Source organism: Hydrotalea sp., from assembly GCA_030054115.1.
Classification (GTDB): domain Bacteria; phylum Pseudomonadota; class Alphaproteobacteria; order JASGCL01; family JASGCL01; genus JASGCL01.
The window spans coordinates 72,590-98,359 of record JASGCL010000001.1; the positions used below are offsets into that span (position 1 = coordinate 72,590).

At 46.6% G+C, this 25,770-nt stretch carries 26 protein-coding genes; 9 read left to right on the forward strand and 17 right to left on the reverse strand.

Annotation, left to right across the window (positions count from 1 at the left end; genetic code table 11):
* The first annotated feature begins 31 nt into the window (after window positions 1-31).
* From QM529_00365 to QM529_00375, 3 genes are read left to right on the forward strand one after another with little or no spacing between them, the layout of a single operon-like run.
* Window positions 32-835 carry a TIGR04255 family protein gene (locus tag QM529_00365; protein ID MDI9313122.1) on the forward strand — a complete coding sequence of 268 codons (804 nt, stop codon included), beginning with the start codon at window positions 32-34 and terminating at the stop codon, window positions 833-835.
* Window positions 836-844: 9 nt separating this feature from the next.
* Window positions 845-1,402, forward strand: coding sequence for a hypothetical protein (locus QM529_00370; protein ID MDI9313123.1), 558 nt, complete (start codon window positions 845-847; stop codon window positions 1,400-1,402).
* A complete protein-coding gene (locus tag QM529_00375) occupies window positions 1,383-1,817 on the forward strand; it encodes a hypothetical protein (GenBank protein MDI9313124.1) in 435 nt (144 codons plus the stop codon). Before QM529_00370 ends, QM529_00375 begins: the two co-directional genes overlap by 20 nt.
* Window positions 1,818-1,996: 179 nt before the next feature.
* Here the strand turns inward: QM529_00375 and QM529_00380 are convergent, their stop codons facing one another.
* The 4 genes from QM529_00380 to QM529_00395 all read right to left on the reverse strand — a co-directional run bounded on the left by QM529_00380 (window position 1,997) and on the right by QM529_00395 (window position 6,061).
* Window positions 1,997-3,001: an endonuclease/exonuclease/phosphatase family protein gene (locus QM529_00380; protein ID MDI9313125.1), complete on the reverse strand. Its 1,005-nt coding sequence runs from the start codon at window positions 2,999-3,001 to the stop codon at window positions 1,997-1,999.
* Window positions 3,002-3,108: 107 nt separating this feature from the next.
* Window positions 3,109-4,506 (reverse strand): NAD(P)(+) transhydrogenase (Re/Si-specific) subunit beta, encoded by a 1,398-nt coding sequence (locus QM529_00385; protein ID MDI9313126.1) that lies wholly within the window; start codon window positions 4,504-4,506, stop codon window positions 3,109-3,111.
* Window positions 4,507-4,902 carry a proton-translocating transhydrogenase family protein gene (locus QM529_00390; GenBank protein ID MDI9313127.1) on the reverse strand — a complete coding sequence of 132 codons (396 nt, stop codon included), beginning with the start codon at window positions 4,900-4,902 and terminating at the stop codon, window positions 4,507-4,509.
* A 19-nt stretch (window positions 4,903-4,921) separates the two neighbouring features.
* Window positions 4,922-6,061, reverse strand: coding sequence for an NAD(P) transhydrogenase subunit alpha (locus QM529_00395; GenBank protein ID MDI9313128.1), 1,140 nt, complete (start codon window positions 6,059-6,061; stop codon window positions 4,922-4,924).
* A 260-nt stretch (window positions 6,062-6,321) separates the two neighbouring features.
* On the opposite strand from QM529_00395, the gene QM529_00400 reads away from it, so the two are divergent.
* Together QM529_00400 and QM529_00405 are read left to right on the forward strand one after the other, a co-directional pair.
* Window positions 6,322-6,447 (forward strand): hypothetical protein, encoded by a 126-nt coding sequence (locus QM529_00400; GenBank protein ID MDI9313129.1) that lies wholly within the window; start codon window positions 6,322-6,324, stop codon window positions 6,445-6,447.
* Between the two features lie 248 nt (window positions 6,448-6,695).
* Window positions 6,696-7,268 (forward strand): DUF6338 family protein, encoded by a 573-nt coding sequence (locus QM529_00405; protein ID MDI9313130.1) that lies wholly within the window; start codon window positions 6,696-6,698, stop codon window positions 7,266-7,268.
* 401 nt (window positions 7,269-7,669) lie between these two features.
* On the opposite strand, the gene aroC is transcribed toward QM529_00405, so the two are convergent.
* Window positions 7,670-8,761 (reverse strand): chorismate synthase, encoded by a 1,092-nt coding sequence (aroC, locus tag QM529_00410; GenBank protein ID MDI9313131.1) that lies wholly within the window; start codon window positions 8,759-8,761, stop codon window positions 7,670-7,672.
* A gap of 96 nt (window positions 8,762-8,857) precedes the next feature.
* Window positions 8,858-9,826: a DMT family transporter gene (locus QM529_00415; protein ID MDI9313132.1), complete on the reverse strand. Its 969-nt coding sequence runs from the start codon at window positions 9,824-9,826 to the stop codon at window positions 8,858-8,860.
* A gap of 169 nt (window positions 9,827-9,995) precedes the next feature.
* Between QM529_00415 and QM529_00420 the strand changes: the two genes are divergently transcribed.
* Window positions 9,996-10,706 carry a hypothetical protein gene (locus tag QM529_00420; GenBank protein MDI9313133.1) on the forward strand — a complete coding sequence of 237 codons (711 nt, stop codon included), beginning with the start codon at window positions 9,996-9,998 and terminating at the stop codon, window positions 10,704-10,706.
* Between the two features lie 10 nt (window positions 10,707-10,716).
* Window positions 10,717-11,508, forward strand: a complete 792-nt coding sequence (locus QM529_00425; protein ID MDI9313134.1) for a hypothetical protein — start codon at window positions 10,717-10,719, stop codon at window positions 11,506-11,508.
* A 50-nt stretch (window positions 11,509-11,558) separates the two neighbouring features.
* Here QM529_00425 and QM529_00430 read toward each other — a convergent pair whose 3' ends face one another.
* Window positions 11,559-13,904: a type I secretion system permease/ATPase gene (locus QM529_00430; GenBank protein ID MDI9313135.1), complete on the reverse strand. Its 2,346-nt coding sequence runs from the start codon at window positions 13,902-13,904 to the stop codon at window positions 11,559-11,561.
* Between QM529_00430 and QM529_00435 the strand changes: the two genes are divergently transcribed.
* Entirely contained in the window at window positions 13,883-14,179 is a 297-nt protein-coding gene (locus QM529_00435; protein ID MDI9313136.1) for a hypothetical protein, read from the forward strand. The genes QM529_00430 and QM529_00435 overlap by 22 nt on opposite strands.
* 182 nt (window positions 14,180-14,361) lie before the next feature.
* Complete coding sequence (locus QM529_00440; GenBank protein ID MDI9313137.1) at window positions 14,362-16,110, forward strand: DUF262 domain-containing HNH endonuclease family protein; 1,749 nt, start codon at window positions 14,362-14,364, stop codon at window positions 16,108-16,110.
* A 7-nt stretch (window positions 16,111-16,117) separates the two neighbouring features.
* On the opposite strand, the gene QM529_00445 is transcribed toward QM529_00440, so the two are convergent.
* The 10 genes from QM529_00445 to QM529_00490 all read right to left on the reverse strand — a co-directional run bounded on the left by QM529_00445 (window position 16,118) and on the right by QM529_00490 (window position 25,769).
* Window positions 16,118-16,915, reverse strand: a complete 798-nt coding sequence (locus QM529_00445) for a succinate dehydrogenase iron-sulfur subunit (GenBank protein MDI9313138.1) — start codon at window positions 16,913-16,915, stop codon at window positions 16,118-16,120.
* A gap of 68 nt (window positions 16,916-16,983) precedes the next feature.
* The gene (gene sdhA, locus QM529_00450) at window positions 16,984-18,822 is read right to left on the reverse strand and encodes a succinate dehydrogenase flavoprotein subunit (protein ID MDI9313139.1); all 1,839 of its coding nucleotides are present in this window, start codon (window positions 18,820-18,822) and stop codon (window positions 16,984-16,986) included.
* Window positions 18,822-19,175 carry a succinate dehydrogenase, hydrophobic membrane anchor protein gene (sdhD, locus tag QM529_00455; GenBank protein ID MDI9313140.1) on the reverse strand — a complete coding sequence of 118 codons (354 nt, stop codon included), beginning with the start codon at window positions 19,173-19,175 and terminating at the stop codon, window positions 18,822-18,824. Before sdhD ends, sdhA begins: the two co-directional genes overlap by 1 nt.
* 21 nt (window positions 19,176-19,196) lie before the next feature.
* The gene (gene sdhC / locus QM529_00460; protein MDI9313141.1) at window positions 19,197-19,661 is read right to left on the reverse strand and encodes a succinate dehydrogenase, cytochrome b556 subunit; all 465 of its coding nucleotides are present in this window, start codon (window positions 19,659-19,661) and stop codon (window positions 19,197-19,199) included.
* A 120-nt stretch (window positions 19,662-19,781) separates the two neighbouring features.
* Window positions 19,782-21,173, reverse strand: coding sequence for an aspartate aminotransferase family protein (locus QM529_00465; GenBank protein ID MDI9313142.1), 1,392 nt, complete (start codon window positions 21,171-21,173; stop codon window positions 19,782-19,784).
* A gap of 59 nt (window positions 21,174-21,232) precedes the next feature.
* Entirely contained in the window at window positions 21,233-22,603 is a 1,371-nt protein-coding gene (locus QM529_00470) for a glutamine synthetase family protein (protein MDI9313143.1), read from the reverse strand.
* 144 nt (window positions 22,604-22,747) lie between these two features.
* A complete protein-coding gene (locus QM529_00475; GenBank protein MDI9313144.1) occupies window positions 22,748-23,107 on the reverse strand; it encodes a hypothetical protein in 360 nt (119 codons plus the stop codon).
* Between the two features lie 37 nt (window positions 23,108-23,144).
* A complete protein-coding gene (locus QM529_00480; protein MDI9313145.1) occupies window positions 23,145-23,855 on the reverse strand; it encodes a hypothetical protein in 711 nt (236 codons plus the stop codon).
* 67 nt (window positions 23,856-23,922) lie between these two features.
* Window positions 23,923-25,545 carry a lysine--tRNA ligase gene (locus QM529_00485; protein ID MDI9313146.1) on the reverse strand — a complete coding sequence of 541 codons (1,623 nt, stop codon included), beginning with the start codon at window positions 25,543-25,545 and terminating at the stop codon, window positions 23,923-23,925.
* Window positions 25,545-25,769 carry a hypothetical protein gene (locus tag QM529_00490; GenBank protein ID MDI9313147.1) on the reverse strand — a complete coding sequence of 75 codons (225 nt, stop codon included), beginning with the start codon at window positions 25,767-25,769 and terminating at the stop codon, window positions 25,545-25,547. The genes QM529_00485 and QM529_00490 overlap by 1 nt, the downstream gene beginning before the upstream one ends.
* Window position 25,770 lies beyond the last annotated feature (1 nt).

Consider the following 25,770-nt stretch of genomic DNA (forward strand, 5'->3'; position numbering starts at 1 on the left):
GGTATAGTGTTAAATATGCTGTGTCTAATATATGAAAGAAATTAAAATGGCGCAACATCCTAAAAGACTTAAAATTTTGCCGCTGGTTGATGCCGTATTTGAAATAAGGTTCAGGCATCCCTTTAAAGCTTATCAGGCAATCGTTGGGACTATTTATAACAATGTTGATTCAGAATATAAAAACAAAGAAATTATTAACACCAACGAATCTGTGTTGCCAAAGCCCGTGAGGGATTCTCAGCCCCAATTCGAATACGCAATGTTAAATATAATCTCCCTAGATGGAATTTTTATTGGAGTGGGAGAGAAAGCACTTAACCTGGTTGCTAAATATCCTTATCCAGGTTGGGACGTTTTTAAGCAGAAAATTTTTAAAGTGTTAGATATTCTACAAGAGGGCACAGACGACACCTCTATAAATCGCTTCAGTTTAAAATACATTGATGTTATAGATAATAGCAGATTAATTAACCCTAGCAATCACTTGGACTCTTTAAAAATACAATTAAATATATTAGAGCAAAACTACCAAAAAGATATTTTCCATTTTATAATTACCACAAAAGATGAAAAAAATCATGCTATAAGTACTATACTTAATTTATCAGCACCAGCTGAGGTTAAAATTAATGGCGAAGCAACATATGAAGCAACCAATGGTATTAGAATTGACATAGATGTTATAAAAAATGTTGAAGAAGACCTAACCATACGCTCTCTATTAACAACAATAAAAAATCAGGACTCAGTTCTAGATGAAATGCATATAAAGGTTAAAAATTTATTCTTTAATATATTGGACGCAAAAGTAATAAAGAATCATGATCCCGAGTAAGTTTTAAAAATGACATACGCTTTGCCCCTGCCCCTGTCTTCTTTCAATAATTTGGAGAAGTCTGCTACGCCATTAAATTTATTTAATGGTCTAAAACAATCGGAGAGATTTAATTACATTTCACGCCAATCTGGCCGTCAAATGAGTATTATCAAATCTATTTTAAATATAGATGATAACAACTCATATTATAACGCTAATATTAAATTTGAAATAGAAAAAAAGATTGCACAAGCTATTCAGAGGACACGAGAAGAGGATGAAAAAATCAGACCAAATGCAACATCCCAAACGAACCTGTTGGCATTTCTTTCTACTGGTAATTTTGATTTGCCATCAGTTTTTTTACTTGAAAATGGTGTATTCCAAATAGTTTGGTCTAAAGGGGCGGGAGAAAGAATAGAAGTTCAATTTCTAGAAGATGGCTTCATAGAGCTAGCGGCGATTATTAAAGAAGGAAATAAAAATGTTCCTAGATATTTTGTATATCAAGAGAAAGAAAACGTTATTAGACAAATTAAAAATGATAGATTAGACAGAATCATCAATGAAAAAAAACATACCTGATAATGATAATGTGCTTCGTCATATTAAAGGCTCTTGGCTAGATGCTGAGAAAAATACTGTTACGTCTGAGGCGTTTATGCTAAGAGAGCACGAACAAGGTATATCTGTAAACTGGCTAGAGCATGATATAATCAAATATCCGAATACAAAATCTCAGATTAATTTTATCAGAGGTTCTATCAATCTAGAATTAAAAAAAAGCCATCGTTTTCTAAAATTGAATGTTGGTAAAACCAAAAATATAATAAAAGAAAAAATAAAAAAAACTATTATTATAGAACACCAACCGAATAAGCATGATAATTCTCATTCTTGCATTGCTATAGAAAAAAATAAAATTATTAATAAGTTAATAGCGCTATGCATTGTAGAAGAATTTGGGAAAAAGGATAATCTTATCGATGCCGCATCCTAATATTTTTTGCCCCCGATTTGGCATCGCCGAATAGAATTATAGTATTATTCTTTAAAGAATAATGAATGGTTTTAGACGCTGGCTAAAATAGCTCCCTACTTGCAAGACCCCGAACAAATATACTTGACCACACTGGCCTGTTTACTAACGCTGGTGCCGGCCATGCTGTTAGTAATAAATTAAAATTCGATTTGCGAGACCACCGCCCGATGGTCAGACGGCCAGGGCGCAATGGCGATATCGGCATGTTGCTTGTCTTCGCCAATTACCATACTGCTGTTTACTTTTAAATTTTTTGCCTTGGCAAAAATAAAATCGATTCGGTCGTGGTGGTCTTCGGGGTCGGTTTGGGCCGTGGTCGGTGTCCAGGTTAAGCCGGGTTTTGCCACTTCATCTTGGTTGATGGCGCGATAGGTATCAACAAAACCCATTTTTTCCAATTTCTGCGTGGTGGGCCAAGCAACCTTGACCGGGTGTAATTTCGCCGCCACCGCCGCCTTTGTCCAATCGCGGTGCGATGGTTCGTTAAAATCACCCATGACAATCACCGCGTCCGATTTTTTTGTTTCATTTTTAATCTCCGCGCTTAATTCTTTAAAAGCGGCACCATGGGCAATCTCGGCATAATGAATGGCTTCCTTTTCCGTTTTGATAAAGGGGTAACCTTCATATTCGATATTGTTAATTTGATAGGGCGGGTATGGTTTATAATCAAGGTTCAGCGAAAAAACATAAATCTTTCGACCATTGTTGAGATTGATTTCCGCCCCCAACCCCAGCGGTGTGCCCTTTTCAATTGGGTATTTGCTTAAAATTGCATTTGCCCAAATGGCGGGGTGGTCGCCGGTGCGTTTTTTGTCAGCGTCATAAAAATTTGATTGGTCATAATAATAATAACCCATGGCCTTGGCCAATTTCGGCGTTATCGATGGGCCGGTCGGCCCCGGGTTTTTTTCATCGGGGTTGTCCAATCGAACCTCCGACAGGGCGATAATATCGGCCTTGCTTTCTTTCATAATTTTTATGGTTTGTTTAAATCCGGCCTCGTTGCCGCCAGCATTTAATATATTAAATTGCAACAGGGTCAATTTCGTCGTTTCGGCATGGGCGACCCGGCCACCGCCAAACACGCCCATAACTGCCATCGCGGCCACCAAGATTGAGGACAAATAAAATCTTTTCATGCGATAATTTTAACTTTTCTGTAAAAAATTGCAAGCGGAAAAGTAGTTTTTTTTTGAAAAAAACGGTGGGGGATAGCCATGCCGCAATGCCCCATTGCTTCATTAAATTAATTGCTTTCTAACGCCTTAATAATTTTTTCGACCACGGCCTTGGCATCGCCGAATAACATCATGGTGTTGTCTTTAAAAAATAATGGGTTTTCCACGCCGGCGTAACCCGACGCCATCGAACGTTTAATAAATAACACCGTGCCGGATTTTTCAACCTCCAATATCGGCATGCCATAAATCGGGCTGGAACTATCGGTTTTGGCCGACGGGTTGGTAACATCGTTCGCGCCAATAACAAACGCCACGTCGGTGGTGGCAAAATCGCGATTGATATGGTCTAATTCAAACACGTCGTCATATGGCACCGACGCCTCGGCCAGCAAAACATTCATATGCCCGGGCATGCGCCCAGCCACCGGGTGAATGGCGTAACGCACCGTGATGCCGCGTTTTTTTAACATGTCGGCCATTTCCTTCAACGCATGTTGCGCCTGGCTGACCGCCATGCCGTAACCCGGCACAATAATCACCGACGCGGCATTGCGCATTAAAAACGCCGCGTCATCGCCCGACCCCTGCTTCACCGGTTTTTGCGGGCCGGTTGATTTTTTGGTGGCGGGGCCGGAATCTTGCAACCCGCCAAAAATTACATTAAATATCGACCGGTTCATCCCCTTGCACATGATGTAGGAAAGAATAGCCCCCGACGACCCAACCAACGCGCCGGTGATAATCAACGCCACATTGCCCAGGGTAAAACCAATGCCCGACGCCGCCCAGCCGGAGTAGCTATTCAGCATCGACACCACCACCGGCATGTCGGCCCCGCCAATGGGAATAATCAGCAGGAAGCCCAGCAAAAACGCAACCGCCATCAGCCCCCAAAAATACATCGGCGAGGCGGTTTGGCAAAACATCACCAGCCCCGCGACCAACCCCACCGCCAATAACAAATTCAATAGTTGCTGGCCAAAAAACCGCACCGGGTTGCCGGAAATTATCCCCTGCAACTTGCCAAAGGCTATGACCGAGCCAGAAAAAGTTATCGCGCCGATGATACCGCCCAGCGACATCTCCACCAAATTACCAACTGGAATATTGCCGTCGATTAATTCGACGCCCAAATTATCCGGCCGATAAAATGCCGCGGCGGCGACAAACACCGCCGACAGGCCGACCAAACTGTGAAATGCCGCCACCAATTGCGGCAGGGCGGTCATGCTGATGCGCCGCGCCACCACGCCGCCAATCGCGCCGCCCAATAAAAACAACGGCAAAAACCATAAAATAGTTTGCATCGGCAACAGCAAAAGCGTCGTGCCAATGGCCACCACCATGCCGATGATGCCCAGCAAATTGCCGCGCCGCGATGTATCGGGGTGCGACAAACCCTTCAACGCCAAAATAAATAATACGCCGGCCAACAGGTAAAGATAAGGTGCGATGTTTGTCATTTATTTTTTCTTACCCCGTTTTTTCGCGCTGGTTTTTTTCGCGACGATTTTTTTCTTTTGAAACATGGCGAGCATACGTTGCGTAACCAAAAACCCGCCGACGATATTCACCGCCGCCAACACCACCGCCGCCGAACCGAACAGCTTATTCGGCGATAATTCAAACGCGCCATCGTCGCCGCCGACCAAGGCCAATATCGCCCCGACAATAATCACCGATGAAATGGCGTTGGTAACGCCCATCAGCGGTGAATGCAGGGCCGGCGTCACCGACCAGACAACAAAATAACCAATGAAGCACGCCAGGACGAAGGCCATCAGCAAGACAAAAAAATGGCTGAAGCCACCGCCGCCACTCAACGCCGCCCCCGCCAACATATAAGAATAATGAGTCATGTTTTTTCCTTTTTATTATTTAGGCCAATAAAATTTTTCCATCGTGCGCGACCAATGAACCCTTGATAATATCATCGGTCAGGTTAATCACCAATTTTTTTTCATCATTATGCCATAAATTGCCAATAAAATTGACAATGTTTTTTGCAAACAGGGCGGAGGCCGAGGCCGGCAGAAGCCGCGCCAAATTCGCCCCCGGGACAATTTTCACGCCATTGCCGGTTTCAACAATTTTATCGGGCGCATTGCCCGCGACATTACCACCCGATTCAACCGCCATATCAACCACCACCGCGCCGGTTTTTATTTTTTTCACCATCTCCGCCGTCAATAATTGCGGCGCGGCGCGCCCGGGGATAAGGGCGGTGGTTATGACAATATCAACCTGCGGCAGGGTTTCCATTATCAAGGCCTGCTGTTTTTTTTGATAGGCCGCGCTCATCGGCTTGGCGTAGCCGCCGGCGGTTTGCGCGTTTTTGAATTCTTTATCCATCACCGCCAAAAATTGCCCGCCGAGGCTTTCGACCTGTTCCTTGGTATCGGGGCGCACGTCGGTCGCCATGACCACGCCGCCCAATCGTTTCGCGGTGGCAATTGCCTGCAACCCCGCGACCCCCACCCCCATGATTAAAAACTTCGCGGGTTTTAATGTGCCGGCGGCGGTCATCATCATTGGCGCGGCCTGACCATAATGTTGCAGGGCGAGGAGCACCGCACGATACCCCGCCAGGTTCGATTGCGACGATAAAATATCCATATTTTGCGCACGCGAAATACGCGGAATCATTTCCAGGGCGAAGGCCGAAATTTTTTGGCCAGCCAGCACCTGCAACAATGCGTTATCTTGCCGCGCGTTCAGCGGCGCGATGAGCCACGCCCCGGGTTTCATTTTTTTCACCATCGCCGCGGTTGGTGCCATGACCGAGGTAACAATATCCGCACCGGCCAGGGCGGAATCATTATCGGCGATAATATCGCCGCCAATTTTTTTATAATCATCGTCAGAAAAACCGGCCGCCGCACCGGCGTTTTTCACCACCGCAATCGACAGATTGTTTTTTTCGCGCAACAATTTCAACGATTCGGGGGTCGCGCTGACGCGTGTTTCATGGTCGTCACCCCAGCCACCGACCATGTTGTTTAATGCGGACAATTTCATGTGACAACACTAGGCAATCTGGTAAAATTTTTCAATTGCTAATATGAAAAAAAATTTCTTAAGCGTAATCATTTTTTTTCATCATAAAAAAAGAGGAATAAAAACCAAATGCAAACCCACCATTGCAAATAAAATTAAACTTAATAATCAACGATATAAACATCGGCGGTGGGGTTGTAATATAATTGATTTGGTTTAGAATCCCCCAAGGTAATTAACCGGCAATAAAATATCACAAAAAAAACCCTAGGAGAACGCGCATGAATTTTTTAAAAAAATTATTAGCAAGACGTATCTTTCGCAAAAAAAATTTCATGAACATCATCCGGTTATTTTTTACCATGACCGCGATATTGTCGGTCGCGCAGGGTTTGGCGGCGGCGTAAAAACGCGCGATATACAACCAACCGCGTGGTATTCAAGACGCCTGTCGCCACCCTGCCCTCGGCAATAATTGCAAGGTTGATGCTATCCAGCGGGGTGTTTTAGATTCATTTTTTAACTGCGAGCGGTTACAAAAAACACGCTTATAGCTTGTTTTCTTGGGAGAGATGTTTAATAGAAAGGCGTGTCTTTATTTGATAATTTAAATCCTGCTAGTTTTCTAAAATCCTTGTTAGATAACAAGGACGCTGTGTTTTTCATCATGGCTTTTATTCTGCCGGGTTTTATTTGCGTTAAGTTTTATGAAATTTTGACTGGCCAAAAACGAACTGACGCTAGCCAATTTAGAATGGATTTTTTTGCTTACAGCTTAATAAATAATTTTTTTGCTTTGCTATTGGATATAACAATTAATCATTTTCTTGCGTCAAAAACAGATATTGTTAGCTACCTGCTCTATTTCTTATATTTTGTCATCTTGCCAATTTGTTTAACTTATATCCTTTATTTATCTAGGAAAGCTAACTGGTCTATATGGTTGTTTCAGCATCCTGATGCTTATGCCTGGGACCATGCCTTTAAGAATGCTAAAAATGGATGTTTTGTCATCGTAACTTTAAACGATGGTAAAAAATATGCTGGGAAATATATTAGCAAACCACAAGAGAAAAAAACATCCTTTGCCGCCTCTGGTTATTTAGCAAAAGACATATACCTTGCCGAACAATGGGAGTTAAATAAAAATGCCAGCTTTAAGAAAAAAACTAATCAAACTGGCGGAATATATTTATCAGACATTAAGACTATTGAATTTTTTGAGTAAAAGTGATAAATTTTGTAATATAATTTAAAGGAGCGTTAACAATGACTGGAAAATTAATATATACTAAAGATGGACATACACCGCCGAAGTCTACGGGTAACAACGACCAACCAAATAATATAAAAATGATACCCACTCGCGAGGGGTATTTGCCTTTTGGACATACGCCACAAGGGCGAGTCATTGAAGTAAAGCCCCCCAAAACACGTTAGAATTTTCGGGTGGGTTCGCGGATAAGATTTTTTATAAAAAAAAGGGCGGTTATTACTAACCGCCCTTTTTTATTTTTCTTGAAACTTCTGCGTATTATTAAACGCTCATAACGTAGCTATATCGTCAGACGAACACTGCGTCAGCAGTTTTCGTAATTTAAATTGTCAAATCGCGGAGCGATTTTTTTATCAAATAACTTCTCCACACTGCCCGCGATGCAATAATAAATGGTCGAGGATGGTTATCGCCATCATCGCCATGGTTATCGGCACGGCGCGAATCGCAACGCATGGGTCGTGTCGCCCCTTCGTCACAATGTCGGTGTTGTCGCCATTGGTGGTCACGGTTTTTTGCGGGATAAGGATACTGCTGGTCGGTTTTATCGCCACCCGCACCATAATATCTTGGCCGGTGCTGATGCCGCCCAATATGCCGCCGGCGTGGTTCGATAAAAATTCAACCTCACCTTTTTTATTTGCTTGCATCTCATCATTGTTGTCGGTGCCCTCCATCCCCGCGACATTCATGCCGTCGCCAATCGCCACCGCCTTCACCGCGTTTATCGACATCATGGCGCTTGCCAAATCGGCCGATAATTTGCCGTAAATCGGCGCGCCAATGCCCGCCGGCACGCCGCGCGCCACCACCTGAACCATGCCGCCAACCGACGAACCTTTTTTCCTTATGCTGTCTAAATAATCGGCAAAGGTTGCGACGATTTTTTTATCGGGGGTGTAAAAATCATTGTTCCACACGCCGCCCCAATCGTAATTTTTTTCGTCGCTGTGGTGCCTGCCCATTTGGATAAGCCCGGCATCAATGCCATAATCTTTGCCCAATATATGTTGCAACACCTGGTGCGCCACCGCCCCCACCGCCACCCGCATCGCCGTTTCGCGCGCCGACGACCGACCGCCACCGCGATAATCGCGCAGGCCGTATTTTTGTTGATACGTATAATCAGCATGGCCCGGGCGAAATTTTTGCGCAATCTCGCCATAATCTTTCGACCGTTGGTCTTGGTTTTCAATAACCATGACAATCGGCGTGCCGGTGGTAACGCCGTCAAATAGCCCGGAAACAATTTTTACCTTATCCTCCTCCTGCCGTTGCGTCGTGAAACGGCTTTGCCCGGGGCGACGGCGGTCAAGCCATTGTTGCACCATGGCTTCATCAATTTTTATACGCGGCGGGCACCCGTCAATCACCGCGCCAATCATCACCCCGTGGCTTTCGCCAAAGGTGGTGAAACGAAACAAACGGCCAAAACTATTCGACATGATTTTTTAACATAAATTTATTATCCCATTTTTACAATAGTTCGCGGCGAATGGCAAAGCAATCTGCGTAAGGTTATGCCTTACCCGCCCATAATTTTAAGCATCGCCGCGAATGATCAACAACCCGGCGACCAAAATCATGAATGCCCCGACCATCGCCAAGATAGTTGGCACCTCACCCCATATCATGAAACCCGCAATAAAGCTTATCAACAACGCGCCATATTCAAACGGCGCGACCACGCCGGCCGGCGCGGCGCGATAGGCCTTGGCCAGGAATGTCATGCCAAAGGTGCCAACCACGCCGGTCGTCATCAACAACAACAAATCGGATAGCGTGAACGTCACCCAATCGCGGGTTAAAAAGATTAAGCTTAGATGATGGGGTTCAAATTGAAAAAAATGAAAAACCATTGTCGCCACACCGGCGGCAATGAAAAACAACGCGGTTTGGTATATCGCCATTACCAGCGGGCTGTCGCCCTGCAAATATTTTCGATTGATGGTTTGCGACAGGGCATAAAAAATCGCCGCCCCCAATGGTAATAATCCGGCAAAATCAAACACATGTCCCGGGCTGTTCCACGGGCGTAAAATAATCAACGAACCGGCAAAGCCAATGATAATCGCCAATAATTGGCGCGGCGTTATGGCATCGCCGACGAACAAAAAACTAAACAACACCAAAAACAATGGCGCGGTTAAAAACATCGACGCGATGGTGGCTATCGGCAATACGGGAAAGGCGAGGTAATAGGTGTTGTAGGCCAACACCGCGGTGCAACCGCGAATTGCCAACCACCGCCAGCGCGGCGACCAAATGGCACCGACGCCAACCGGTTTGCCATCCAACGACCAACGCGCCATCAACCACAATAATAATGGCATGGCGATAATGCAACGCACCACCATCAATTGGCTGATGGCGTAATCGTGGCTGACAAATTTTATCACCATATCCTGCAGGGAAAAAACCATGACGCCGATGTTTATATCGATAATCGCACGGCGTTTTATGCGCCGCGATTCATGGTGCGCGCGCGATGATGTGGTTGCTGTGGGCATGGTCTATCGATTTTTTTTCTCAACGCGGCCACCATACAGCGGCGAACTTGGCATCGCAAGTCATATCATTTAGCCGTTGATAGGAAAAATATGCGCAATCACAGGTTGATAAGATTCTTGACAAGCCGCCCACTATTTGGTATAAAGAAGGACATTATAGGGGGCATTAATGAAAAAGCATTTTAAGCAAGCTTTATTTTTAGCTGGTGGTCTGTTTGTATTACTAGCGGGTGACAATGGCCTTTATATAACCCAAGCGCAGGCGCAAGCGAACAATGCGGGTAACAGATTCTTCATCAGCGCCGCGCCACAATTTTCATACAGCAATTTTATTGGTATCGGCTGGGGTGGTGGTGTATCGCTGGGCACGACCAACGACCGTCGTACCGACGCCTTTAATGTCGATTACCAAAACATGTCGCAAACCTTTGACGCTGGCGGCGACATCAGCAATTTATTAAAAAGCATTCCCGGGGTTAACCTCAACGTGGACGCCAACGCCAGCGCGACCATGAAAACCCAATTTGCCGCCATAACCTATGATTACGTTGCCAAATTGGAATATGACCAGTTTGTTGGCTTGATTGGCACCGGCGCAGGGATTGAGGGTTGGATTCTGCACGTAACCGCCGCCGCCGTGGCCAATGCCACGGCCACCGTGTCGGGCGGTGGGCAAACCCAAACCCAAACCCAATCACAATCAAGCGGCACCGATAAGGAAGTAATCCTTGGCGGGTTATTATTGACGCCGCGCATTGGTTTTGAATGGAACGCCACCGATTTATTAGCCCTTGGCATGAACATACGTGGCTTTATCGATTTGCCGGCATTTCCCCTGTCGCGCGGCACGATCGACGTAACGGCAAAATTAACATTCTAAAAAAAACATCATGGGCATTAAAACAAAAAAATCTTCCTTCACAACCATTGCGGCCATAGGCCTGTTTGGCATGCTGGCCGGCCTGGCGACCCGCACCGCGCCGGCAATGGCGGCAGACGACAACGACACAGCAATAACATTGCCAACGGGCAAAAATATCGACTTCAGATGGGTGGACATTAGTGATGATTATACTGATGATTATAACAGCGCCAGCCAAAAGCAACCCATCGCCGTTAACAACGCCCGTGCAAATGTGCCATTTACCGTTATCGAACCAACTGTGACCTTTGGCATGTTGGGCATTGGCGTCGGCGGGGGTATTTCTATCGGCCTGGATTCCGGTGACAAAACCGATGCCGGCAATATCGATTTTCACTATTTGTCGGTCACCAACGAAAAGCTTAACCAATTTATTACCGCCGTTAAAGACGCCTATGGCCTGACGTCGTTGGGTCACGTGCCCGCCGCCGCCTCCTTTACCATGTTAAACATACCGGTGACATATGATTGGACGGCAAAATTTGGTGGCAACCTCAAACTATTGGTGGGCTCTGGCGTTGGGCTTGACCTTTTCATTTTTTACCCCAAGGTTGATACCGGCGTTGGCGCGGCCAACGATGCCATATCGAAACTAAACATACCGATTATACCAGAATTTTTATTGACACCACGGGTTGGCGTTGAATGGACTATCGACGATGGGTTAGCGATTGGTCTGGACGCACGTGCCTTTGTTGACTTGCCGGCCTATCAACTTTCGCGCATCGCAGTTGATGGTTTGGTGAAGTTTATATTCTAAAAATTTTGTTCCGGTTTGTCGGCTGTCGCTTTTAGCGCAAAGCCCTCCCCTTAACGCAATGAAATATGGCCGAAGCTTGGCTTGCCAGGTGCTGGTGATGGTTGCGCTGTTTGTTGCGTCGTTGCTTGTGCCGGGCGCGCGCCGGCTTGCGGTGGCTGTTGCGGCGCCATTGCTTGGGGCGCGCCACCGCCCATCATCTGTGCCAGCTGTCCCATCATCTGTGCCGGCATTCCACCCGGCATACCGCCAGCGGGCATCATCATGCCGGCGGGCATTCCACCCGGTGTGCCCGCGCCGCCCTGTTGTTGTTTGGTTTGTTGTTGCAAATACATCGGCAATATTTTTTCGGTTTCAGCCATTGCCACCATCTTGCCATCCTGCATCACCATCATCATGTCGGCCACCGACAATAATTTGGTGTTGTGGGTGATGAAAATCACGGTGCGGCCGGCTTGCTTCAGGGCGGTAATGGCGTTCAGCAGGGCGACTTCGCCCGCGGTATCAAGGTTCGAATTGGGTTCATCCATCACGATAACCGCCGGGTCGGTATAAAGCGCGCGCGCCAGGGCGATTTTCTGCCTTTGCCCGGCGGATAATTTTACACCATCGATACCGATATCGGTTTCATAATTTTTATCCAACCGCATGATAATCTCGTGGCAATTGGCTAGCTCGGCCATTGCCACCACCCGTTCCATGTCGGGGGTTTGAAAACGGGCGATGTTTTCGGCGACCGACCCTTCAAACAATTCGACCGTTTGTGGAACATAACCAATAAAATTCGGCCGGTCGTTGGGGTTTAAATTATTAATATCGGCACCATCGATACGAACAAAACCGCGCATCGGTCGCCACACGCCACACAAAAATTGGGCAAAGGTGGTTTTTCCCGCGCCCGATGGCCCGACCACCGCCGTCACCGTGCCGGGCATAAATTGCGCGCTGATGCCTTGGATAATGGGGCGGGTTGCGCCGGGGGGCGAACCAACCAATTCCTCGACCGCGACGATTCCTTTCGGCCGGGGCAGGCGCAATTCGTTGTCGATGTTCGGCGGGAATTGGCTGAGCATTGTGCTGAGGCGCAGGTAAGCAAACCGCGCGGTTGAAAATGACCGCCAGCCGCCAATCGCCATATCCACCGGTTGCAAAACCTTGCCAACAATAATCGAACAGGCGACAATCAACCCGGGGCTTAATTGGTCGGTCAAGACAAGGTAGCTCGCCAAACCCAAAACCAACGATTGCAACAATTGCCGCAACGACCGCGACAGGGTGGACAGGGTCGCCACCGTGTCCTGCGCCTTGGTCATTAAATTAACCGTCGGTTCATAATTTTCGCGCCATTTTTTTTGCATCGACCGCATCATGCCCATTGCCTGCAACACGTCGGTGTTGCGCAATGATGTTTCGATAAATTGCGATGCCTGGTTTGAATAGGTTGCCGAATTGCGGAAGGGGGTTTTGGAGGCAACCTCGGTCATGACCGCCAAGATAAAAACCAACACCATGCCGACCAGGGCAAAAATACCCATGACAGTATTGATATAAAACAATATGCCCAAAAACATAAATGCCCATGGCGTGTCGTAAATCACAAATATCAGGGGCGAGGTGATGAACATTCGCACCTGTTCCATATCGCGCACCGCGCCCGACCCGACCGGCCGGTTGCGCATTAGGTTATTAAGGAACGCCGATTCAAAAACACTATCCTGCATCGCAAAGTTGATATAGGCACCGATGCGCCCCATGATTTTTAGGCGAATCGCCTCGAGCATCGATTGAAACCCCATCAAAAAAATGGCGATGGCGGTCATCGACACCAGCGTGCTGGTGTTGGCCGACCCGAGGACGCGGTTATAAATTTGCATCATAAAAATCGGCGGCACCAGCATCAAGACATTAATAAACACCGAAAAAAACCCGATGGTTATCAAGGTCGAGCGATAATAGCTGATAAGTTGCCTTATCGGGTCGCGTTTCCATTGCACCGATTGGCGAATATGTTTTGCCGACAGCACAAAATTGCCGTCGCTGGTGATTTCGGGTCGCGGTCTTTTATTGAGGAAAATATCCTTCAAAAAATTCCACAGCGATTCCACATCGGCCCCCGCGCCATCCCCTGCTGACGCCTTACCATTTGGCCGTTGCCCGCGCGGCCGCGCGGTGTTTTGCCTCGGCGGTTGTTGCGCGCTTGCTTGGTAATTTTGTTGTGGATTTTGTTGATAAGATGTTTGACCACCGCCATCGGTTGCGGGTGGCGGTTCGGTGGTTGTGCCTGGCGTAATACCTTGATTGGCGACCTGCGCCATTTGCGTCATGGCCTGGGCAACGGCTTGCTCCATGGTTCGTTCGGGCAATGGTTGCGGTGCGAATGATTGCGGTTGAGATTGCATCGGTGGTGTTTGCGGCCGCGCACCATTACCATTGCTTACTGGTCGCCTTATCGGGCGTCTCATCGGTTGTCTTATGGTGGGGCGGGGTGGCCTGGGAGATTGCGCCGGCATGGTTGCCATGGCCGGCCGTTCGGCGGTTGATTGCATTGGCGGCTGACCTTGTGGACGGGCTTGCGGGCGACCGCGGTATTGACCTTGCGGGCGCGGCCTCATCCCCGGTCGCGATGGTCGCGGGCGAAATTGGTTTGGTCGTGGGGGTTGCTGGGCCATGGTAAAAATGCAAGGTGGGACAAGAGCAGGGTATTTACCTGTCTTTTATGCAAATTAAGACTTTTTTATGATAATTGCAACTGCCAAGAAAGGCAGGGGGTATTTTATATTTTTTACTAGCAATTCTTCCCTACTCTTGACTATTTAAGGAAATGCTACTATTATATCATCATAGATAGCATAAAAGATGACTCAAGCTACATCCACTGACAGAATTAGAAAAAATCTTTTTATCCCTACTAATATTTCTATTGGAGATATGTTGGGTAATGGCAAAAAATATATTGTGCCAAAATACCAACGGAATTACTCATGGGAGCAAGAACAATGGCAAGAGTTATGGGATGATATAAAAAAATGCTATGAAGATGAAAATTATTATCACTTCTTAGGAAATATTGTTTTATCAGAACAAATCGGTAGAAAAGAGTTTGAAATTATTGATGGCCAACAACGACTGGCTAGCATAAGCATCGTTGCCATTGTCTTAATAGATTTCTTACAGCAACTTGTTAATGAGAGCATCAGCAAGGACGAGAATCAAAAACGCGTTTCTTATTATAAAGAAAGATTAATTTCAAGCACCGATGGCACGACCCTTTACTCCTATCCAAAGTTACAACTTAATAAAAACAACAATGACTACTATAAAGATTACTTAAGCCAAATAAATATTGTTAGACCTTCCGATAATAATTCTAAGCCGCTTTATGACTCCATAATTTTTTTTAAAAAGCGGCTAAATGAAGACTATCCTAATGTCATTAAGGATGGCGAACAGATATCAAAAATACTAGAGTCAATAATCGACAAGTTATTTTTAATACAAATCACCGTTGCTAATGAGAATGACGCCTACATTCTTTTTGAATGTTTAAATGCACGTGGCTTAGACCTTTCCCCCGCTGATTTAATTAAAAATTATATTTTCTCTCAAATAAGAACCCCTCACGATGCTGACATCATTTCATCAAAATGGCAAGAGCTTGAAGGTATTACTAAAGCGAATAAACTTGCTTCTTTTATAAGGTATTTTCATAATTGTACTGAAGCCGGGGTTATTAAAGAAAAGCAATTATTTTTAGAATTACAAAACATTATTAAAGAAACTTATCACGGCAATATAGATAAATTTATTAACCAGCTTATAGAATATGCAAAGATTTATAGAGCCTTAAAAAATTATACTGATGATGAATGGCATAAGGAGGGGGGGCAAGATATTAAAAACGCAGTTAGGGTATTAACTGATTTAGGGGTGCAACAACCTCTAATTGTTCTGATGCCTGCATATCAAAAATTCAAAACAAGGGATTTTATTCAAACCATAAAATATCTTTCAATTGTAGCAATAAGATACAATATTGTCTGCCATAAAAATCCTAACGCGCAAGAAAGCCTGTATAATAAAATTGCCATAGACATCCATGCTGGCAAAATAAAAGGATCTTCGGATATAAAGGACAGAGTCATAAAAGGGGGAATATATCCAAATGATAATGAATTTAAGGCAAGCTTTCAGACCTTGTCTATAACGAAAACTAAGGTCATTATATATTTTTTAAAAGAATTAGAAAATTATATTTCTGGCAACAATCGGGGCACGGCTGATACTGCAGGCACTATAGAGCATATATTGCCTGAAAGCTGGAACGAAAATTGGGCTGATTTCTTTGATACAAAGCAACATGAGGAGTATTATAAAAAGTTTGGTAACTATTGTCTCTTAGAGGCAGAGATTAATAGTTCAAACGAAATGGCTGATATAAAAACATTTTCAGAAAAAAAAGCAGGCTATAAGAAATCAAATTATGCTCTAGCGAAGCAGTTATTAAAATATGACGAATGGAATGAAGATTCTATTAATACTCGTCAAGAAAATTTAGCCGAGCAAGCAATAAAAATTTGGTCGTTTGATAATATTGATAATCTATAATCAACCGCTAGGCCGTTGCCAGCATTTTTTTGATTTCGCCAATCGCCTTCGCCGGGTTTAACCCCTTGGGGCAGGCCGAGGTGCAATTCATAATCGTGTGGCAACGATAAACCTTAAAAGCACCCTGCAATTGATCCAATCGTTCTTGTTTTGCGTCGTCGCGGCTGTCGGCCAAAAACCGATAGGCCTGCAACAAAATCGCCGGGCCCAAATATTCATCTTGCTTTTCGTCTTGGTTTTTAAGGTCGCTCTTATCGCCGTTCCACCAATAGCTGGGGCAAGATGTGGCGCAGGCAAAACACAAAATACATTCGATAGAACCATCCAACTTTTCGCGTTGCGCCGGTGTTTGCAACGATTCGCGTTGGCCGGTGTGGTAACCATCGTTTTTATCGTTACCGGTTTTTTGCGCCTCGCTATCGTTTCTTTTTAACCATGGTTCGATAGATGCCAATTGGCGATAGGGCGTCGACAGGTCGGGCACCAAATCCTTCAACACCGGCAAATGGGGCAAGGGCGCGATGGTGATGGTATCACCCATGTCCTTATCGGCCAGCGACTTGGTGCAGGCCAAACCATTTTTACCATTCATGTTCATGGCGCAGGAGCCGCAAATCCCCTCTCTGCATGACCGGCGAAAGCTCAGGCTGGAATCGATGGTGTTTTTAATCGCCAGCAAACTATCCAGCACCATGCTACCGGCGGTTTCTGCGTCTAACATAAATTCTTGCCAATAGGGTTTGCTGTCGGTCGCCGGGTCGTAGCGATAGACGCGAATTTTTTTGCTGGCTGGGGTTAAGGTCATGTTATTTATTTTCAATTATAAGCCTTTTATAAGTTGCTTGCAACGCGCTTGTAACGCAATTGGCATTTTTAATATACTCGCGCTTTCGGCGGGATTGATTTGACTTCCTTGGTGGCGAAGGAAACCGGCCGATAGGCGTAATCAATCTCGCCCGCCATAAAATCGCTGGGGTTATTGCCGGCGGCGGTTTCAAACGCAATGTGGCTATGCACCAGCCATTGGTCGTCGTCGCGGTTTTTAAAATCCTCGCGCGCGTGGGCACCGCGCGATTCCTCGCGCCGTAACGCGCCGGCCATGCTGACAATTGCCATGCCCAGCAGGTTGTAAAATTCGTAGGTCTCGGCCAAATCGCTGTTCCACAGCATGCCGGTATCCTTCAGCGTCAGCCCGACGCTGTCGCTCGCCAGGGTTTGTAATTTTTGCAGGCCGATTTGTAAATTTTGTTTGTCGCGAAACACGCCGCAATATTGTTGCATGGTATGTTGCATTTCCAACCGCGCGGTTGCGGTGGTCATGCCACTGCCACTGCCAAAGCGGACGCGGTCAAACCGGTCGATAATTTTTTCACCATTGTCGTCATTGTTATTAACCATTGCGCCCTGGCGCACCGATTTTTTAATTGTCTCGCGGCAGGTGGTGGCCACCGCACGGCCAAACACCACCAAATCCAGCAGGCTGTTCGACCCCAAACGATTCGCGCCATGCACCGAAACACATGCCCCCTCCCCCGCCGCCAACAAACCGGCGACGACCGATGTTTTTCCTTTTTTATCGGTATAAATAACCTCGCCCCGCACATTGGTCGGGATGCCGCCCATGTTGTAATGGCAGGTCGGAATAACCGGTATCGGGTCGCGTGTTACATCCAGGCCGGTAAAGGTTTTCACCGTATCGGCAATCCCCGGCAATTTTTCATGTATCGTTTTGGGCGACAGGTGCATCAAGCATAAATAAGCATGGTCTTTTTTCGGCCCGACACCGCGACCGGCACGAACCTCCATCGCGATGGCGCGGCTGACAACATCGCGCGATGCCAAATCCTTAACATGCGGCGCGTATTTCGCCATGAATTTTTCGCCCTCGCTGTTGATAAGGTAACCGCCCTCGCCGCGCGCCCCCTCGGTTATCAAACAGCCAACACCATAAAGGCCGGTCGGGTGAAATTGCACGAACTCCATATCCTCCAACTGCAGGCCGGCGCGGAGCACCATGCCGCCGCCATCACCAGTGCAGGTGTGGGCCGAGGTCGAACTGAAATATGCCCGCCCATAACCGCCGGTCGCCAGCACGGTTTTTTGCCCGTAAAAGCGATGCAACGTGCCGTCGGCCAAATTCCACGCCAAGACGCCCAAGATTTCAATGTCCTTACCCGTGCCGCTGGTCAATAAATCAATCGCGACATATTCAACAAAAAATTCGGCCTTGGCCTTGAGCGACTGTTGGTAAAGGGTGTGAAGCATGGCATGACCGGTGCGGTCGGCCGCGGCGCAGGTGCGCAGGGCCGGCGGCCCATCGCCAAATTGTGTGGTCATGCCGCCAAACGGCCGTTGATAAATTTTACCATCGGCGTTGCGGCTAAACGGCAAACCATAACGTTCTAATTCGATAACCGCGGGAATAGCCTCGTGCGTCATATATTCAATCGCATCTTGGTCGCCCAGCCAATCGCTTCCCTTCACCGTGTCATAAAAATGCCATTGCCAATCATCGGCGGCTTCGTTGCCTAAGGCCGCCGAAATGCCGCCCTGCGCCGCGACGGTGTGACTGCGGGTTGGGAAAACCTTGCTGATGACGGCGGTTTTTAAATCGGCCTCGGCCAGGCCCAATGTCGCGCGCAACCCCGCGCCACCCGAACCCACCACCACCACGTCATAATAATGGTCGATAATGTTGTATGATTTTGTCATCAGATTTCCCCCCTAAATATATAATAGGCCACCACCAGGGTGAGTATTTTAAAAACCCACGCCGCCGCATTGTTAAAAAACAACGCGACATGTTGCGGGGTGGTCTCATGCACGTAATCCTCGATAATGACCTCGAACCCCAATTTGCCATGGTCGAACAACACCAAAAACCCCAAGGCCATAACAACAACCAATCCATTGCCCGCCAAATCGGCAAGTTGTGGCAAGGCAAAATTATTATCGGCCAGCACCGACGCCAGGTAAACAGCAATCACCAACATCAACACCGCCGACACACGTTGGCCAAGCCAATGGCGCGTGGTTTTTTTACGCTTGCTGAAAAAATTGGCCATGATGTTATATTTTTTATTTTATTATGAATGTAGACGCCACATTGTCATAGCAATAATCACGGTCGCCAGCAACGACAGACCGATGACCAGCCACGCGCTGGCACGGGCAACCTTGATATTATAACCGAAACCCATGTCCCAAAAAAAATGGCGTATGCCATTTAGGCCGTGAAAAAACAGGGCAAAAAACACTGGTGCCAAAATAATATAAGAAAAATCTTTGGCAATGGTCGCAATAAAACCAACCAGCGGCGCAACGAAACTATCGGGCGCGGTAAAAAAATGCAATAGCACGCGGTCGCTGAGCAGTAACAAGGCCACCACCGCCACCAACCATAAAAACACGCCGCTGAAGCGATGCAATATCGACAGCACCATGGTTATCTCCCACCGGTAGATCCCAAGACCGGGCGACAAAATTTTTCGCCGTTGGTGCTGGGGGATGCTTGGGGATTTCTCCCCATTGGTGGAGGAGCTATTTTCCATGATGTTTTTTTTACCCTCTTGACGCTTTGCTATTTAATCGTCCCAGATAATGACCCTATCCCATTCCCGTGGCCATTATCTTGCGCCCTTCATAAAAAATAAAGGGCGATCTATTCTATATTATTTATTGACGTCTTTCCATGTTAAATCAAGACAGGTTTTAATCACGGCAAACATGTCGTCGATTTGATTCTTGTCAATAATCAGCGGCGGCGATATCAACATGGTATCGCGCGTCGCACGCAAAATAACATTATGGGCGAAGAAATGGTCGCGACAGACCGTGCCGGTTGACCCCTCGTTCGGGAAGCGCGCCCGCGTTTTTTTATCCTTAACCAATTCGATGGCACCGATAAGCCCCAGGGAACGCACCTGACCAACAATTGGCATGTCGCTTATCTCCGCCAATTTTTTGGCAAGATATGGCCCGGTTTCGTTTTTAACCTTCTCAATCAATTTTTGGTCTTCGATGATTTCCAAATTTTTCAAGGCCGCGGCCGCACCCACCGGGTGGCCGCTGTAGGTGTAGCCATGGGCAAAATCGTCATTGGCGGTATCCAGCGTGTCGAGCACGTGTTTTTTCACCGCCACGCCCGACATCGGCACATAGCCCGATGACAAGCCCTTGGCCATGGTTACCAAATCGGGGTCGAGGTCGTAATGTTGATGACCGAACCACGTGCCCAACCGGCCAAAGCCGCAGATAACCTCGTCCATTACCAGCAGGATGCCGTGTTTTTTACAAATCTCAGCAACCGCTGGCCAATAGGTTTTTGGCGGAATAATAACGCCGCCCGCCCCCTGCACCGGTTCGCCGATAAAGGCCGCGACCTTATCAACCCCCAGTTCGTTTATTTTATCCTCAACCGCCTTGGCGCAGAGCAAACCGAATTCGTCCTCGCTCATCTCGCCGCCCTCGCCATACCAATATGGTTGGCGCACATGGTGGATGCCGGGAATCATCCCCGGGGTTTGGTCGTGCATGTAACCCATGCCGCCCAAGCTTAAACCGGCGATGGTCGAACCATGGTAGGCATTTTTGCGCGAAATGACGTGCATTTTTTCGGGTTTGCCCTTTAATTGCCAATAACGTCGCACCAAACGCAAAACCGTGTCGTTCGATTCAGAGCCCGAGGAGCCAAAGAAAAAATAATTTAATTGCTTGTCGCGCGGTTTGTTATGAAGCTCCGCCAATTTTTTTGACAGGGCAATCACCGGCGGGTGGCTGGTTTTAAAAAATGTATTGTAATAGGAAAGTTCCTTAACCTGGTCGCTGACGGCCTTGGCCATGTCGGTGTTGCCATAACCGATGGTGGCGCACCACAGGCCAGCCATGCCGTCCAAAATTTTATTGCCGAGTTTATCGGTCAGGTAACAACCCGAGGCCGAGGTGATGATGCGTGGTCCGCCAGCGTCGGCAAGTGCCTTATGGTCGGTGAAGGGGTGAATATGATGCGCGATGTCGTATTTTTTTAATGTCGCGTCGTCCACATTATGTAGAATATTTGTCATTGATAACCTCTCCTATTTGGTTAAGAAATATTTTATTTTTCTAATAAAAATATATCTGATTAGATATTCAAAAGCAAGTGCTCTCTCTCCCACGAGCTGATAACGCGGTGAAATTTATTATATTCGTGCAATTTGACCGCGCTGAAAAGCGCGATGAAATCCTCGCCGATGATGGATTTCATTTGTTTCGAGTGGCTCATTTTATAAATAGCATCCTGCAAATTATGCGGCAGGCTGAAGGCCAATTTGTAGGCATCGCCCTCGGTCGGGCGGCCGGGCGAAACCCGCTCGCGCAGGCCCAAGAGGCCGGCGGCAAGGCTGGCGGCGAAGGCAAGATAGGGGTTGCAATCGGCACCGATGATGCGGTTTTCGACGCGGCGATTTTTCACCTCAGACGCCGGCACGCGAAGCCCGACCGTGCGGTTATCCAGCCCCCAGTGGGTGTTAATCGGTGCGTCGCTGTATGGTGTGATGCGCCGATAACTATTGATATTGGGCGCGAACATTGGGAAGCAATGGGAAATATATTTACGTAGCCCGCCGATGTAATAAAACAACTTGCGGCTATTGCGGCCGTCGAGCTCGGCGAATAGATTTTGACCGGTGACCTTATCCACCACCGATTGGTGAAGATGCATCGCCGAACCAGTGTGGTTTTCATAGGGCCGCGCCATGAAGGTAACGAACATACCTTTTTCTAACCCGACCTGGCGCGCCATGCGCTTGAACATAAAAACTTGGTCGGCCAGCGACAATGGGTCGCCGTGGTTAAAATTAAATTCGACCTGCGCCGGCCCAGATTCCAAGGCGATGGTATCGACGTCGATATCCATTTTTTCGGAGTAATTATAAAGTTGGTCGACCACATGGTCAAAATTATTCAATCGTTCGATGCCGTAACCTTGCCCCGATTGGTCTTGGCGACCAGTTAAGGATTCGGGGGTGAGCAATGGCAAATCGGGGTCGAGGTTTTTTTGCACCAAATAAAATTCCAATTCGGGCGCGACCACCGGTTTTAACCCCATGTCGTCATATAATTTTAACACATGTTTTAAAACCGAGCGCGGCGCGAAGGGTAATTCTTGGCCGGCCTTGTCATTATGTTTGCCGTCGCTGGGGTAGACCACGTCGCACACCACCTGCGCCGTTGGGTTTTTATACCACGGCACCAGGCTGAGGGACGAAAAATCCGGCACCATCTGCAGGTCGCCGTCGGTATCTTGGATGACTTCGTCATCCCAGATATATTCGCCATTGACGGTTTCTTTCAAAACCTCCATCGGCATGCGAATGCCGCGTTCGTAATCTTCCAAAAATTTTTTAGCGGGAATTATCTTCCCGCGCATGATGCCATTTAAATCTGGCATCGAGCATTCAACTTCGTCAATTTTACGTTCTTCCAGCCATGCCGCCACTTCCGCCTTTTTCATGTTACACCTAATTTCTATTGGTCGCCCCCATCAATAATAACGGGTAGAAAGCAACCAACGCGACTATAGCAGAGCAAAAGGATAATGGCAAATGCCACCTATTAGTTTTAAAATCGATTCTGCAAAAAAATTATAAGAGACTATTTATTTATTTTTTCTATAACGATTGGATCGAATAATTAACAATGGCACCCCTATTAATAACAATAAAAATACCACGTCTCTTTCAAACCAAGACCATGCAATCACCACGGCATAAAAAATAACCACGCTAGTGACATTTATTCCTATATCTCTTGCTCTAGCACTCCAGACCATTGCCATAGATACAATAGCTACTACATATAATATTAAGTAACTATTATAACTGATTTCTTCATTTTGATTAAGCAATGCAAGGAAGAAAAATAACACAACATAAGATACAAAATATCCTACCCTAGCCATTCTCAACGAAGTGAAAAATGAAACGATAAATTGCAAAAATGATTTTTGTTTTTTCATTTATAATTTCTTAAAAAATAATATATTTTTATTCCTTTTAAAAACTATAGCTTGCCCCCAGTCCGAAGCTATAATAAAATATATCAGAATCATTATCGCTGGTTGTTTTATTACTTGTCGTCGTTCCTGAGGTAAAACCAGAAACTCTATCTACGTCATAAGGAGCAGACCTTATCAACCCAGCAAAATCATTGGCCAATGTCAACTGAAACGACGGCGTTACGGAATAATTAAGGTCAAACGTGCCACCGACTATCGGATGAGTGCTACTTTCTTTTATATAATACTCAGCAAAGTTACTCCTCCTCCCCGTTATAACCTCCGTATAAAAAGCCACTCCCGCGTACACCCCGCTCGACAGAGATAATTTATCTGTTAGTCTTATCTTGAGGGCGTTTGTGCCTATAACCAAAGGAACGTAAGACACATAACTTGTGCTGTTATATAGGCCAATATTTTCTAAACTATTTTTCCCAAGATATGTTAACGCATCGCCACTATAGTTAAAACCCGTGCCAATATAGATATAATCTTTATAGCCGACAGAAGCTTTGAATCCCCCCATTATCACATCGCATTTTGACAAAAGGCCAGAACAACCACCCTCAGCAACAACAACGCCAACGCCAACTTGAGGAGTAATGGATAGTTTTAATCCTATTTCAGCTTTAGCATTTTTGGGTACAAACCCAACCATGCCAAACACAGCCAAAACCATAGCGAAAGTTAGTAATACTCTTTTTATCATTATCTTTAAACTAGTATACTAATAATAATTATAGTCAAGAGAGAAAATGAAGCGAGTGTTGGTCTTTCTACTCTACCGCCGCGTCTATCAACCCGATGAATTTTTCGCGACCAAATAGGGTGATAAAACTGCCCAGGCGTGGCCCCTCGACCTGGCCCAGCAATGTTTCATAAAGCAATTGAAACCAGGCGCGTAATTCTAAAGTGGTTTTTTTGCCCCGTTCGTAGATGATGGTTTGCAAATCCTCGGGCGTGGTGGCGTCGGTGGCTTGCAAATCAGCAGACAAATCGACCAGCCATTGTTTTTCCGTCTCGTTTGGTTTTTTAAATTTCTTGTGGGGTTTGACAAAATCCTCGTAATAACGAATCGCAAAGCCAACCAACGCGTCGAGGGCTTTGTCCTTGGCCGCATCGACATCTTTATAATAATTATTAATAAAACCCCAGAGGATTTTTTTATCGCTGGCGTCAGACGCCGAAACCAAATGAAGCAGGAGCGAAAATGACACCGCCGGCGCAAGGCTGTCTTGCCAATGTTCTGGGGATATATGGAACACCGTGTTGTCGAGCATCTCGCCGTATTTTTTCTCGCCAGATTGTTTATGCAGGGCGTTTAATTGCTGGTAATATTCGTCGACATTTTTGGGGATAATGTCAAAAAATAATCGCTTGGCGGTTTTTGGTTTTTGATACATGAAGTAAGCCAAGGATTCCTTTGGCGCGTAGCGCAACCATTCCTCCATCGTTAGGCCGTTGCCTTTGCTTTTTGAAATTTTTTGCCCCTTGTCATCCAAAAACAATTCGTAGTGAAATACCAGCGGCGGCGTGCCACCGGTTTTGCCGATGATATCGAGCGCGAGCTCGGCCGATGGAATCAAGTCCTTGCCCGCCATTTCGTAATCGATATTCAGTGCCTGCATCCGCATTGACCAATCGGGTTTCCATTGCAATTTGCATTGGCCACCCAATATCGATTGTTCGATTTCCTTGCCGTCATGCAGATAGGTAATGGTATTTTTGTCGACATTGGTTTTGATAACCGGCACCTGCAACACCACACCGGTTTCGGGGTGAATTGGCAAAAATGGCGAATAGGTCGACTGCCGTTCCGCCCCCAGGGTTGGCAACATCACCGCCAAAATATCATCATGGTGTTTCAAGTATTTTTTTAATTGCGCGTCAAAAAAACCCGACGTATATTGTTCGGTCGATGACATAAATTCATAATCAAACCAAAATTGGTCGAGGAAGTCGCGCAATCGCGCGTTATTTTGTTCGCCGTAGCTTTTGTATTTGGCATAGGCACCGTCGGTAAATGGATTGGGCACGCGGGTCAAGGGGATGCCCAAGTATTTTTGGAGCATTTCCTGGTTCGGCACGTTGGTTGGGACTTTGCGGAAGCCGTCCATATCGTCGGAAAAGCAAATTAATTTGGTTGGGATGTCGGACAAAATGGCGAAGGCTTGGCGCACCATGGTGGTGCGGAGAACCTCGCCAAATGTGCCGATATGCGGCAGGCCCGATGGGCCGTAACCGGTTTCAAACACCACCGCGCCGGTGATTGGTTTTTTATTTTCGTAGCGCGCGACCAATTTTTTGGCTTCGTCAAACGCCCAAGATTTCGCCGCCGCCGCGAGGGGGCGATAATGCGGCCGCCACGCCGCCAAAAATTTATCTGATACAAATGCCATTAGCCACCTATAAATGGTTTTGCAATAAAAGCAAATTGCTGTTTGTTGCAATTGCTGAGGGCGAAACTGACTCGGTCGGTTACCTGGTCGGCTTGCGTGGCTTGTGCTTGGTTTTTGTCTTGCCGGCTGGGGTAGGTTCTATCCAACGGCGCGCATTTTGAACGGCACCCATTGGTCACCGTCACCATGGCGAGCAATAAAAATAAGGTGAGAATTTTTTTCATG